The following is a 13442-nucleotide window of genomic DNA, read 5'->3' as shown; positions in this document are numbered from 1 at the left end:
GTCGCTTTCGGTATAGTCAACCAAGAGACAGCTTTGCATCACATTGATTTCAATACGCTTGGGTTGCTGATCGGAATGATGATTATCGTTAGTATTACGGCTGACACGGGACTATTCAAATTCATAGCGGTATGGGCGGCTAAAAAGTCTAAAGGTAATCCGGTTCGTATCATGGTTGCGCTAGCGATTATTACCGCGGTAGGGTCCGCGTTCTTAGACAATGTTACAACGGTGCTACTCATGGTTCCCGTCACATTTAGCATCACTCGTCAGTTACGTGTCCCGCCGATTCCCTTTTTGATTACTCAAATCATAGCGTCGAATGTAGGCGGAACGGCAACCTTAATCGGGGATCCGCCGAATATTATGATCGGTAGCGCCGTCAAAGAACTAACGTTTATGGCTTTTATCAATAATCTTACTCCGATAGTGGCTATTATCATGGTCGTATATATCCCTATTTTCATAATTCTATTTCGTAAACAAATTCAGACCAAGCCCGAGCTTACGCAAAGCATTATGGATATGGACGAAAAGCAGCTCATTACCGACCGGAAGTTGCTTTATAAATGCTTAACTATACTTGGACTAACCATACTCGGATTTTTCCTTCATCAATCCTTGCATTTAGAATCCGCTACCGTTGCCCTTGCGGGGGCTTTCGTTCTTCTTTTGCTTACCGGAGAGCATATGATGGAAAAGGCATTTACTAAGGTCGAATGGACGACGATCTTCTTCTTCGTAGGATTGTTCGTATTAGTCTCGGGATTGATTGAGACAGGCGTAATCGCTAAATTGGCTGCTCAGGCAATTGAGCTTACCGATGGAAATCTACTCGCCACCTCCATGTTAATTCTCTGGTTAAGCGCTATAGCCTCGGCATTCCTGGACAATATTCCTTTCGTTGCGACGATGATTCCCTTGATTCAGGAAATGGGTAATATGGGAGTGAGCAATCTGGAGCCTTTATGGTGGAGTCTTGCATTAGGGGCATGCCTTGGAGGAAATGGGACTTTAATCGGAGCAAGCGCGAACCTAATCGTTGCGGGATTGTCCGGCAAGGAAGGTCACCCGATTAAATTCGTGCAGTACATGAAATACGGATTCCCGCTTATGATATTATCCATCATGCTATCGAGTGTTTATATCTACTTTAGATACTTAATTTAGTTCATAGGGAGGAAAAGAGATGCCATAAAGGCGGATATCGAGCTCAAGATTCACGCTTTAACGGATGAGCGATGCAAATGAGATGGAATGTCAAAGACGAAATTACCTTGACGTCTATCCATCTAAGAAGTTATGATTATCTAGGAATCAACAACTGCATACGGTATTGAAATCGGAGGAGCCTGTCACCAAGGGCTCTTTTTTGTGTTTTTCTCTTATTCAATTGGTTGATTCTGGGATGAGCGCGAGAAGAATAACCCATACTACCTTTGGGTTTGTAATTGACAATTGGAGGATTGATGATGGAACAGCAAGCTTATTGGGCAATCGGCATTTTTCTAGTTATTTATGCACTTATTATTTCTGAGAAGATTCATCGTACGATCGTGGCGATGATCGGCGGTCTAATGATGGTCGCTTTCGGTATAGTCAACCAAGAGACAGCTTTGCATCACATTGATTTCAATACGCTTGGGTTGCTGATCGGAATGATGATTATCGTTAGTATTACGGCTGACACCGGACTATTCAAATTCATAGCAGTATGGGCGGCTAAAAAGTCTAAAGGTAATCCGGTTCGTATCATGGTTGCGCTTGCGATTATTACCGCGGTAGGGTCTGCGTTCTTAGACAATGTTACAACGGTGCTACTCATGGTTCCCGTCACATTTAGCATCACTCGTCAGTTACGTGTCCCGCCGATTCCTTTCTTGATTACTCAAATCATAGCGTCAAATGTGGGCGGCACAGCAACATTAATTGGAGATCCGCCGAATATTATGATCGGTAGCGCCGTCAAAGAACTAACGTTTATGGCTTTTATCAATAATCTTGCTCCGATAGCAATAATTATCATGATCGTGTTTATCCCACTTTTCGTTATTCTATTTCGTAAACAAATACAGACGAAGCCTGAACATACTCAAAGTATTATGGATATGGACGAAAAGCAGCTCATTACCGACCGGAAGTTGCTTTATAAATGCTTAACTGTCCTTGGACTAACCATACTCGGGTTTTTCCTTCATCAATCCTTGCATTTAGAATCCGCTACCGTTGCTCTTGCGGGTGCGTTCGTTCTTCTATTACTTACCGGAGAGCATATGATGGAGGAGGCATTTACTAAGGTCGAATGGACGACGATCTTCTTCTTCGTAGGATTGTTCGTATTGGTGTCGGGATTGATTGAAACAGGCGTAATCGCGAAATTGGCAGCGCAAGCCATTGAACTTACGGATGGCAATATGGTTGCTACCTCTATGTTGATTTTATGGATAAGCGCGATAGCCTCTGCATTCCTTGACAATATTCCTTTCGTTGCGACAATGATTCCCTTGATTCAGGAAATGGGAAATATGGGCGTGAGTAACTTGGAGCCTTTATGGTGGAGTCTTGCTTTAGGGGCATGCCTAGGGGGAAATGGGACTTTGATCGGGGCAAGCGCGAACTTGATCGTTGCGGGAATGTCCGGTAAGGAAGGTCACCCAATTAAGTTTGTGCAGTTCATGAAATACGGATTCCCACTTATGCTATTATCCGTTGTTTTAGCAAGCATTTATATGTACTTCAGATACTTAATTTAATTCGAGTGGAGGAAAAGAGATGCGGTTAATTTATCGGTATAATAATGCTGTCGTCCAAATTAGCGAAACACCGAACGAGGCGGATATAGAGTTCAAGATTCATACCTTAACGGATGAGCATTGGGCTGGATTTAAGGAATTGCAGAAAAGCTTTGAGGATAACGAAATCTATACGGACGTTTTATTTTACGCCTACGAAGATCATCGTTGTACGGCGATCGTACGGCAGGACTATTACGTCGATTTTATTTTGGGATTGTTAAAGCATCAACTACTGGAATCGGTTGAATGGACGAAGTAATCATATTTTCATAAAAACATCCGAGAATTCATTTTCGGTTGTTTTTTTTGTGCGCGTAGCTCGGATTTCGGGTATCAAACGTTTTTTGTAATTTTATCCTTGCGATTCATGATAAACCGATTTAATATCCATTCGGATATAACAAATAAACACGCTGTAATGAAAATCTGATTTAAATCAATATCCCAATTATCAGAATAAGAGACGAACCATAGTATAAGAAATCCTATCCCCGAATCAGCAATTATTGCTACCAGGTGATTCGTTGCCGGCAAGATAAGATGATCAACAATGGAATAGACAATAAAGGAAATTGAGGTAGCGATGATCGCTACTTCAACAAATGGGACATGAGAAGTAATAATAATTGATATTACGATAACTGGTCCGCTTATAAGCCATTTAATTAGAAAATTAATCATCTAAAGCCTCCATGTACGAGCTCCACAACTATTTATAATTATCCATACTTGAATTATTTTCTATTACACGCCCGGTGAGCGAGTGGACAATCGCAGTTGTTGTCTTATCCGGGTTTTTGAACTGCAGAGTAACGATGTAAACGAGAGGTGTTCCTGGTCTAGACGATAAGTAATATTTTTCTACTCTAGGTTTGTCGGCGAGCGTACCCTGCATTTCTGATAAAGCTCTCTTGATTGCTTGGTTCCCGGATATTGAAGGGTGCATGGCTCTATTAAAGAGTTGCTTCTCCAGATTTGGATGTACTATGCCGGAAACCATGCTGACTACACCATTTTTGTTGATGTAGATTTCTAACGAGTCTTCCCAAACCGGAGTATCAAAGAGCAGATGAGTGAACCGAACTTTATTTCCATCCGCGTAACGTTCGACGGAAACCACTTTCATATCACGGTTTGGATTCAGAAGACCGAATAACGCCTTATATGAATTGAGAAATTCGTAGGCTATCCACTCGGGAGAATGCTTTGAAGGTCTGGATAAACTACCGCTTATTATAGCAGGCGTCCCCGTGTGAGAATTCCACTCGATTTCTAAGGTTCCATTACTTATTTTCTCTAATTTACGGACGGATGCGGAACCTTTTGAAGGAAATGCTTCGGCAGTCTCATATTGATTTATTACGATAACGAGTGAGAGTGCTATTAGAAATACGAATTTGGCGTTTCGGATAAGAAATCGCTCCCTTCAATGTAGTTATAGCTTAGTGTTGACACTATGAATATAACGTAAACATTATAAAATTGGTCAAAACTTGATTTGTTTACTTCGGACTTGGAAAAGCGTATGATAACCTTAAAAATCTTTTATACGCCGGACAAGGGGAAGAATAAACGAATGTTAGATTCGGAGAAAGCAGGCTACAAATCGATCGCGCTTGATATCGCGCAAAAAATCGTGAGCGGTGAGATCCCCGTGAACAGTAAAATATCCGGTCGATCGCTTTTAGCTGGACAATATCATGTATCTCCGGAGACGATTCGCAAAGCTATGGGCTTGCTGAAGGAAGAAAAAATCGTGTCCGTATCTCAAGGAAAAGAAGTAACGATTCTATCGAGTAGTCACGCATATGACTACATTACTAAAAATAATTACTTGAAAACGGCTTATTCTCTAAAACAAAACTTGCAGCAGCTTTTGCAAGAGAAGCAGGCTATCGATCGCAAGTTTGATGCCTTGCTCATAGAAATCATCGAAGCATCGGATCGCATGCAAAATCTTAAACCGTACAATCCCATCGAGTTGAAAATAGGTGAAAATTCTAAAGTCATCGGAATGACGATCGGAAATTTGCAATTTTGGCAAAACACGGGCGCAACGATTATCGCTTTACGTAGAGGTATTCAAGTTTCGATTTCTCCTGGCCCACATGTAGTCATAAACGAGGGCGATGTTCTGGTGGTGGTTGGGGACGAAAAAATATACGAACAGACTGAACGATTCATAGGGAGTAGCCATTCCTGATATTTAAATGAAGTGCATGCCGCTTGGAGTGATCCGAAGCGGTTCTTTTATAATTTTTTTACAAACAACTCAATATCATTTATTAAATTGTCAGTATTGTTGAGTGCTGTTATAGTAGGTGTATCAATTAACGTCAAAGGTGAAAAGGTAATGAAAATAGCTTATCAATTTGATTCAAATCACATACATATTTGCGAAGGTCAACTAGGGACAAACATCGAATTCGCAATTACGATCATTAATGAAGAATTAATGTTATTGGGATTAAAAGAAGTTCAAAAGATATTCAAAAACAGGGCCACTACGGACGTTTTGTTCCTATTGTATGGACAAAATCAATATAGGGTCATTGTACGAAATGAAACTTATTTAGAATTTTTATTAGAGCTAAAGAGACAGGGTCTCTTGTTAGAAGTGGGCGGCAACTAAGGTCGCCATCACTCTTCATTCCAATATTTTTACAAACAACTTAATAAATTTATACGGGTTGTCAGATGGGCTTCATATTGTTATAGTAGATATAGCCAATTTAATTTACCTAGTCATTCATATCGTACTGCTTAATTTCCGGATTTCCGGAAAGCGGGGGACCCACAATTAGGGGCGTATCGGTCTGCAAGGACCGTAGGGAACCATCTATCCCGAGTCCGTCAGCTAACCTCGTCAGCACTGGATGGGTCAAAGCGTTTCTATGTAGAGCTAACAAACTCTGCTTTCTTTTGACCCGTAAGAACGGGTTTTTTTTGTTGTCCCAAAAACGCTTAACAATTATTAAAGAGGAGGAGACTTAATTGACACAGCCTAGGTACATAACCGATATTGGTAAGTTGACCAGCATTCCGGAGAAAGAACGAGAAAAACTGAAAGTGATTACAGAGAAATTCGTTTTCCGCGTAAACGATTATTATTTGAACTTGATCGATTGGAACGATCCCGCCGATCCGATACGCAAATTGGTTATACCAAACGAAGAAGAACTCGGCGAATACGGCAGATGGGATGCTTCGGATGAAGATACCAACTATGTCGTGCCGGGCTGCCAGCATAAGTATGGTTCCACCGCGTTACTCATCGTATCGGAAGTATGCGGAGCTTACTGCAGGTATTGTTTTCGCAAAAGACTGTTTCGCAATGATGTAAAAGAAGCCGTATCCAACATAGAACCAGGGTTGCAATACATTGCCGAACATCCGGAAATCAGCAACGTCTTGCTTACAGGGGGAGACAGTCTCATACTTGGAACTCCCAAGTTGAAGTGGATATTAGAACGACTTAGGGATATTGAACACGTCAAAATCATTCGTCTGGGTTCAAAGTTGCCGGTATTCAATCCAATGCGAATCTATGAGGATGAGGCGTTGTTGGAGGCGATCAGGAATTATTCCACGCCGGAAAAAAGGATATATGTTATGGCACATATCAACCATCCGCGGGAGATTACTGCAGAGGCTATGAAGGGCTTTGAGGCTTTACATCAAGCAGGGGCAATCGTTGTAAATCAGACTCCCGTATTGAAAGGGATTAATGACGATCCGGTCATATTGGGTGAATTATTGGATAAGTTATCTTGGGCGGGTGTCACGCCATACTACTTCTTCGTGAATAGGCCAGTCGCCGGTAATAAAGCGTTTGTCCTTCCCCTGAGAGAGGTTTATGATATCGTCGAGAAGGCAAAGGCGCTAACCTCGGGACTCGGCAAAAGAGTCAGATTATCGATGAGCCACGTTTCGGGAAAGATCGAAATCTTAGCAATCGATAATGGCAAAGCTTATTTGAAATATCATCAGTCACGGGATGGACAATACGGGCGTTTCATGATGTTGGATTGCCCGGATAACGCATCTTGGTTTGATGATCTGCCAGGGAATGAGAAGTATTGGGTGCAGCCCGTTAAGAAAGCGGATGACATAGTATCCGTAAACACAATGGCGGATTTTCCTTCGAATAGTCGTAGTTATTCCATTAATGATTAACAAACGCGATAATCAAAACACTTCGATCAGGATTTTCCTGATTGAAGTGTTTTTTGGAGCCTTCAACTTTCGTAGGAATCCTGTAAGAAATAATTAATAATTGCTTTAGCCTTCGATAATAACTTGGGTTTACTTTAATGTAGTAAGCCCATCCCAAGGAGGCGTTATCGATGAACAAAACATTGAAAACAGTGGCGGTATCTCTGGTAGCAGCAGCAATTATGATTCCCGGGTTCGCATCCGCGGCAGACATGATGACTAAAGTGGATTATTCAAAGTTTAACGTGGTTCAAAAGAATGGTGAAAGCTGGGTGCCTCTACGTCAAATCGCACAATCTTTAGGATACAGTGTTCATTGGAGTAAAATGGACGGCATCATGCTAACCAAGAAAATGATGGATGAAATGATGCCAGAAAAGGACATGATGGATGACATGGACATGAAGAACGATATGGACATGATGGATGACATGGACACGATGGGCGACATGGACACGATGGGCGACATGGACAAGATGCCGAAAATGTACTCGATCGTCATCAAACCCGGTCAAAAGGAATTCATGATAGGCATGGACAAAATGATGATGATGAAAGCGCCTATGTTGATTAAAAATACGACATACGTCTCGAAGGAATTCGTTGAAACTTATTTGTTGAAACCAATGATGAGCAAGTAAAACTCGTAAACTAGCGGCATAATTCATGGTTATTCAGACGGAAAGTCTATGCGATTTCCTTTGGATAACCTTTTCTATTCATAACGTTCATATAAAATGCGATTAGTACCTTGTGCTATAATTCGGCTATATGGAATGAACTGTAACATGACGACTACAACCGCATTGGTAGCGGATGACGAAAAAGATATTACTGACGTATGCAGGCGGTATTTGGAACGAGAAGGATATGTAGTACTGATCGCCAATGATGGTAACGAGGCTCTTGAAAGCTGGGAAATGAATCGGCCGGAACTTGTTATCCTCGATCTTATGATGCCGGGCAAATGATTACTTGACGAAACCCTTCAGTCCGATTTCCTGCTCAGCATGGATGCGTTCTTGGTGCTGTTCCTGGGGTTAATGCTGTGGATGACGGTAAGCGTCTCTAAACACTTTCTGTCGTATTTCAAAAATTACCATATAGGTGCGTTAGTTGTTATCAGTTTTTGCGTTTGTTTGATGATTCCCGAATGGGATACCGTAGTCGACCTCTTCTGGTGGAATGCTATCTTGAGAATCGAAGGGGCAAAGTCGAGGGGAAATGTAAGCGTCAGTTTCGTATATCGGCATTCAAACAATTGCCAATCAATGTAGTGATCCAATATCGACTACACGGGACGGTGAGTATGAATACGCCTATCGAACTTAACAGAGACTCGTAAAAGCATGGTCGAATGAGAAACCCAACAGTAAATCCATCCTTTCAGGAATGCATCGGATATCAGTCACGAGATCGAAAGCGATATCCGATACCCGGCTCCGTAACGATTAATTTCGGTTGGGTCGAGTCTTCTTCGAGCTTTTTGCGTAGATGACCGATATATATCCGCAAGTAATGGCTTTCCGACTCGCTGTGGTTGCTACCCCATACTTGCTGCAACAATTGCCGCTGGGTCACGACTTTCCCCGAGTTAGAAGAGAGAATTTTCAGAAGATCGTATTCGGTCGGGGTTAGCTTGACCCGTTCGCCGTTTAACTCGACGATTCGTTGCGCGAGATCGATGGTCAGATTCCCGAATTGAAGGATCGGTTCGATCGCGGAAGTGGCGACATGACGGAGGGCGACGCGAATCCGCGCGACAAGTTCGCCCATGCTAAACGGCTTTGTCATATAATCGTCGGCGCCGCTATCGAGCGCCACGATTTTATCTTCTTCTCTATCCTTAGCCGTAAGAACGATAATCGGCACGTTCGACCAATCCCGTATACGGGCAAGAACCTCCATACCCGAAATATCAGGCAGTCCGAGATCAAGAACGATCAGCTCCGGCCGAACGAGGGAAGCCTGCAATACGCCGTCCTCTCCCGTGGCAGCCTCTTGAACCGCGTATTGATGAGCCTTAAGCGTCACTTTGAGCAGCTTTCGAATTTGCGGTTCGTCATCGATTATGAGTATTCTGGCGCCATTTTCATTCATCGTTATCGTCTCCTGTTCGACTTGCTTGAGGGATTTCCCGCATATCGTCTTGACGCGTAACCGGGAGCGTAACCGTAATGACGGTTCCTTGCGGCTCGTTACGCTTACCCGATATCGATCCCTTATGAAGCTCCGCGATTCCTTTGCATATAGCCAGTCCCAATCCGGTGCCGGTCACTTGCTTGGTCGCGGCGGCACGGTAGAACTTATCGAATATCTTTTCGTATTCCTCGTCGGCAAGCCCCAACCCTTGATCGGAGACCGAGAAGAGGAGGCAGTGGCGATCGGTCGATACTTTGATCGTGATCTCGCTATAATCCGGACTGTATTTAATGGCGTTACTTACGATATTAACCAGCATTTGTTCGAGTAACACTTCGTCGCCGAGCACCATGGGAGGTGTATCCGGAATCACGACATGCATCTTGCGATGCTGCTGAAAGTCTTTTACCTGCGACAGGGTAACACCGATCAGATCCTCCACATCGCACCAATGATTCCTCAGGCGTAACATGCCGCTCTCCAATTGCACCATGCTAAGCAGATTCACGACCAATCGGTTCATGCGCAGCGCGCCGTCTCGGATCGTGATCAGCAGCTCCATCCGATCCTCCGAAGAAAACAGGCGTTCCCCTTCGATAAGTCCGGTGGCCGACCCGATGATAGCCGCCAGCGGAGTGCGAAGCTCATGGGAGACGGAATCGAGAATAGCCGTTCGCATTCGTTCCGATTCCGCGGTTAAATGTGCGATTTTGGCTTCTTCCGCCAGCTTCGCGCGGGCAATGGCGCTTGCTGCCAATCCGCCTAACGCCTCCAGCATCCTCCATTGCTCCGAGACAATCTTGCTTTGATTCCCCTTCAAATTGAGCGCCAATACGCCATAAATACGGCCTTCTGTTCGAAGCGGCATGTAATGGCCCGGGGTGTCTCTTAACGTACGGGTTCCATATCCGACCGTATCGCCGTATTCGAAAGCCAGCTTAGCCACGACCTTCTCGGATTCGCTCTGCCCCCAGTCGCTATGAACATCTGAGCGATGGGTCAATACGAGATGGTTACGGTCATCCGGTAAATAAATCGCGATCTCCAAACCCATAGATTGAGAAACATGTTTCGAGACGTTATTCAACAAGGAATGGATGTCCACGATAGCGCTCATTTGCCGGCTAAGCTCGTACAGTGCCGTCGTGTTGATCTCTCTTTGCTTGGCGATATGCAGCTGCTGCTTCAACCTTGCGGCGAGACTGGCGGTCAGAGCAGCTACGGATAAATAGACGCCGAATGAAATAAGATAACGCAAATCCGCTACGGTAATGTTCAAATAGGGGGGGACGAAAAATATATCGAAAGCCAACAACCCGACGACTGCAGAATAAAATGAAGGCCGAATCCCCCAATTGACGGCGCTCAGCAATACCGGGCATAAGAAGACCAACGCGACGTTCACCCGATCGAACTCGTTCCCGAATTGACTGAACAAAGCTGTTATTAGAATGATTAGCAACGAAATGTATACATAAGCTTTCCATTTCGACCACATAGATTGAAGCATGCGCACGATTTTCCGACTCCTCCGAACTGTTTTCTCTATTCCCAACCTTAAGATTACTGTAAAAAGAGCATAAAAGAAACCGTTTAAGGGCGTAAAAATAGTGTAAAAATGATAGGAAAACAGCTTAAATGAGCGTTATTAGAAGAATTCGGAAGGATATAATCTATTTCATTTATTTAATTAGCTAATACGGACGTATTTCAATCAAAATCAAAAGAATATGGCTTTACAGAAAAATGGTCAAGGAGTACGATACGTCCATGATTCGCATTGCGAACCGGCGCTTGTGTGAGAGCAAGCGGTCGATTCAGCAAGCGAGAATGGGCGACTCTCACCGCCGAATCTTTGCGGTCAGGCGATCGAACGCTTAACCCTTACTACCGTGGACCTAGAAACGGGGAATACCGGATCGGCCGCGAACGGGTCCATGAGGTGAATCGCCGGCGCAAGCTAGGAGAACGTTCATGAATCCTATCGATGAATTAATTTTGGTTTCTCCCGCCACCAAAGCCGGAGAATCTTTTATTCATGCATTGAAAGTGAGAGGAATGCCGTTTGCCACATTAACGAACAATGAAAATGGGAAAAAACGCCTGGTTAAATTAGGAGTTGAGCATGTCCTAAGAGTGGATACAAGGGGAAACAAACCCAATGTTGTACCCGAGCTTCCGATCGGCAAAGTGTATTTGTTCGAAGATAGCTTAACTCTTTGTTGCAGATACATTCAAATTTGTCGTCAATGGACGGGAAAGCCGATATTCGTCATTACTCGCGGAGATAACAGCAAGCAAATATATAAAGGTCTCGGTGCGGATTATGTGATCCATTCCAACGGCTCCGACCTGTCGTTCTTAATCAATGGTCACAAATTACATCGTTAAGGAGGCTCCGCAATGTTAGATATCGGATTGATAGCCTTGTTTGTATTACTAGTCGCCTGCATGTTCGGGCTATTGGCTTGGTCAGGAAAAGTCGTGAATAAAGGAAGTGCGGACTAATGATGTGGGTGCTTGGGGCGATGGTCCTCATGATGTTTGCTTATCTGATCTACGTATTATTGAATCCGGAAAAATTTTAGCTTAGAGCCATCACGGGAGGGAACGAGTAACTATGGCATTTCTTGCGCTCGGCGTCACGCTGCTGCTGGTTTTGCTGCTTGCGCGACCGACAGGGTTGTATATCGCTCATGCGTTTAAAGACGAACAAACGAAATTAGACCGTTTTTTCGGACCTATCGAAAGAGGAATCTTCAAGATCGGCGGCATTCGCCGCGATAATCAATCGTGGAAAAAATATGTATTCGCGCTTTTGATGTGTAATGCCTTAATGATCGCTCTGGTTTATATCATTTTCCGAACACAGGCGTACTTGCCGCTGAATCCGACGAACGTTCCCAACATGGAGCCGACGCTCGCTTTCAATACGGCGATCAGCTTCATGACGACGACGAACCTGCAGCATTATAGCGGTGAAAGTGGCCTGTCTTACTTGTCGCAGATGATCGCCATTGTATTCATGATGTTCGTGGCTCCGGCATCTGGACTTGCAGCCTGTATCGCCTTCATTCGCGGTTTGGGCGGAAAGCCTTTCGGCAATTTCTTCGTCGATATGGTCCGCGCCATCACGCGCTTGTTGCTGCCGCTTGCGATCGTGATGGCCATCGTGTTCATCGCGCTAGGCGTTCCGCAGACGCTGGAGCCGAACGCGATCGCCCATACGATCTCGGGAGGAGAGCAGTCGATCGCCAGAGGTCCGATCGGATCGTTCTTGTCGATCAAGCAGCTTGGCAATAACGGCGGCGGGTTCTTGGGCGTCAATTCCGCTCATCCGTTCGAGAATCCCGACGCGATAAGCAATCTGTTGCAAATTTTACTGATGCTCCTTATTCCGACCGCGATGCCGTTCGTTTACGGCAAAATGGTCGGTAACGCGAAGCAAGGCCGCGTATTGTTCGTCGCGATGTCGATGCTGTTTATCGTCATGTTGGGAACTACGCTTGCCGCGGAAAGCACGGGAAATCCTGTGCTTAATTCTTTGGGCATTCAGCACGATCAAGGCAGCATGGAAGGGAAAGAAGTCCGGTTCGGCATGATGCAATCGGCCTTGTATTCCGTCGTAACGACCGCATCGGAGACGGGAGCCGTCAATACGATGCACGACACGTTGACTCCGGTCGCCGGCTTGGTCGCCATTGCCAACATGATGCTAAATACCGTGTTCGGCGGCGCCGGGGCAGGGCTTATGAACGTGCTTATGTATGCGATTATAGGGGTTTTCCTGTCCGGCTTGATGGTCGGACGCACGCCGGAATTCCTCGGCAAAAAAATCGAAGGCAAAGAAATGATGCTTATCGCGCTGACGATGCTCATGACGCCTTTTCTTGTACTGGCACCGTCTGCCTGGGCGTTATTCAGCTATTCCGGAACGATCTCGAATTCGGGATTCCATGGATTGACTCAAGTCATGTATGAATATACGTCCGCAGCGGCCAATAACGGGTCAGGCTTCGAGGGACTGGGAGACAATACGCCTTTCTGGAACATCACGACGGGGATCGTCATGTACATCGGACGTTTCTTCTCCTTCGTTACGTTACTGGCCGTAGCCGGGTCGCTTTCGGCGAAGAAAGCCGTACCGGAAACGGCCGGCACTTTCCGCACGGATACCGCCTTGTTCGGTGTCGTATTCCTTGCCGCCGTGCTTATCGTCGGAGCGCTGACGTTTTTCCCTGGACTGGTTCTCGGTCCGATCGCCGAACAATTGACGTTGAAGCCCTAAGC

The 13442-nt window shown here is 44.9% G+C and carries 14 protein-coding genes and 1 riboswitch; of the genes, 10 read left to right on the top strand and 4 right to left on the bottom strand.

Features of this window, described 5'->3' with window-relative positions:
- The 3 genes from DFP95_RS25800 to DFP95_RS25790 form a co-directional block, all read left to right on the top strand.
- On the top strand, positions 1-1170 hold a 1170-nt coding region (locus DFP95_RS25800), incomplete at its 5' end, for an ArsB/NhaD family transporter (protein WP_115995561.1).
- 302 nt (positions 1171-1472) lie between these two features.
- Positions 1473-2753, top strand: a complete 1281-nt coding sequence (locus tag DFP95_RS25795; protein ID WP_115995560.1) for an ArsB/NhaD family transporter — start codon at positions 1473-1475, stop codon at positions 2751-2753.
- A 19-nt stretch (positions 2754-2772) separates the two neighbouring features.
- Complete coding sequence (locus DFP95_RS25790) at positions 2773-3054, top strand: hypothetical protein (RefSeq protein ID WP_115995559.1); 282 nt, start codon at positions 2773-2775, stop codon at positions 3052-3054.
- Between the two features lie 74 nt (positions 3055-3128).
- Here DFP95_RS25790 and DFP95_RS29905 read toward each other — a convergent pair whose 3' ends face one another.
- Both DFP95_RS29905 and DFP95_RS25780 read right to left on the bottom strand, forming a co-directional pair.
- On the bottom strand, positions 3129-3476 hold the full coding sequence (locus DFP95_RS29905) for a DUF2512 family protein (protein WP_115995558.1): 348 nt from the start codon (positions 3474-3476) through the stop codon (positions 3129-3131).
- Positions 3477-3504: 28 nt separating this feature from the next.
- Positions 3505-3921: a hypothetical protein gene (locus tag DFP95_RS25780; RefSeq protein ID WP_115995557.1), complete on the bottom strand. Its 417-nt coding sequence runs from the start codon at positions 3919-3921 to the stop codon at positions 3505-3507.
- A 450-nt stretch (positions 3922-4371) separates the two neighbouring features.
- On the opposite strand from DFP95_RS25780, the gene DFP95_RS25775 reads away from it, so the two are divergent.
- The 4 genes from DFP95_RS25775 to DFP95_RS25755 all read left to right on the top strand — a co-directional run bounded on the left by DFP95_RS25775 (position 4372) and on the right by DFP95_RS25755 (position 7981).
- Positions 4372-4998: a GntR family transcriptional regulator gene (locus DFP95_RS25775; protein ID WP_115995556.1), complete on the top strand. Its 627-nt coding sequence runs from the start codon at positions 4372-4374 to the stop codon at positions 4996-4998.
- A gap of 547 nt (positions 4999-5545) precedes the next feature.
- A riboswitch (cyclic di-AMP (ydaO/yuaA leader) is annotated at positions 5546-5682 on the top strand.
- A 107-nt stretch (positions 5683-5789) separates the two neighbouring features.
- Positions 5790-6971: a KamA family radical SAM protein gene (locus DFP95_RS25765; RefSeq protein WP_115995554.1), complete on the top strand. Its 1182-nt coding sequence runs from the start codon at positions 5790-5792 to the stop codon at positions 6969-6971.
- 170 nt (positions 6972-7141) lie between these two features.
- A complete protein-coding gene (locus DFP95_RS25760) occupies positions 7142-7651 on the top strand; it encodes a stalk domain-containing protein (RefSeq protein WP_115995553.1) in 510 nt (169 codons plus the stop codon).
- A 147-nt stretch (positions 7652-7798) separates the two neighbouring features.
- Positions 7799-7981 carry a response regulator gene (locus DFP95_RS25755; protein WP_115995552.1) on the top strand — a complete coding sequence of 61 codons (183 nt, stop codon included), beginning with the start codon at positions 7799-7801 and terminating at the stop codon, positions 7979-7981.
- 433 nt (positions 7982-8414) lie between these two features.
- Here DFP95_RS25755 and DFP95_RS25750 read toward each other — a convergent pair whose 3' ends face one another.
- Positions 8415-9110, bottom strand: coding sequence for a response regulator (locus DFP95_RS25750; RefSeq protein ID WP_181907611.1), 696 nt, complete (start codon positions 9108-9110; stop codon positions 8415-8417).
- On the bottom strand, positions 9103-10662 hold the full coding sequence (locus DFP95_RS25745; RefSeq protein WP_115995576.1) for an ATP-binding protein: 1560 nt from the start codon (positions 10660-10662) through the stop codon (positions 9103-9105). The genes DFP95_RS25750 and DFP95_RS25745 overlap by 8 nt, the downstream gene beginning before the upstream one ends.
- A gap of 464 nt (positions 10663-11126) precedes the next feature.
- Between DFP95_RS25745 and DFP95_RS25740 the strand changes: the two genes are divergently transcribed.
- From DFP95_RS25740 to kdpA, 3 genes are all read left to right on the top strand, one after another.
- Complete coding sequence (locus DFP95_RS25740) at positions 11127-11543, top strand: hypothetical protein (RefSeq protein WP_115995550.1); 417 nt, start codon at positions 11127-11129, stop codon at positions 11541-11543.
- Between the two features lie 116 nt (positions 11544-11659).
- A complete protein-coding gene (kdpF, locus tag DFP95_RS29900; RefSeq protein ID WP_115995548.1) occupies positions 11660-11740 on the top strand; it encodes a K(+)-transporting ATPase subunit F in 81 nt (26 codons plus the stop codon).
- 32 nt (positions 11741-11772) lie between these two features.
- A complete protein-coding gene (gene kdpA, locus DFP95_RS25725; RefSeq protein WP_115995547.1) occupies positions 11773-13440 on the top strand; it encodes a potassium-transporting ATPase subunit KdpA in 1668 nt (555 codons plus the stop codon).
- Positions 13441-13442: the final 2 nt, after the last annotated feature.

This window comes from Cohnella lupini (assembly GCF_003386205.1).
In the GTDB taxonomy this organism is placed as follows: Bacteria; Bacillota; Bacilli; order Paenibacillales; family Paenibacillaceae; genus Cohnella; species Cohnella lupini.
Note: the sequence above shows the minus strand (reverse complement) of the source record. Positions and strands in the feature narration are given on the sequence as shown.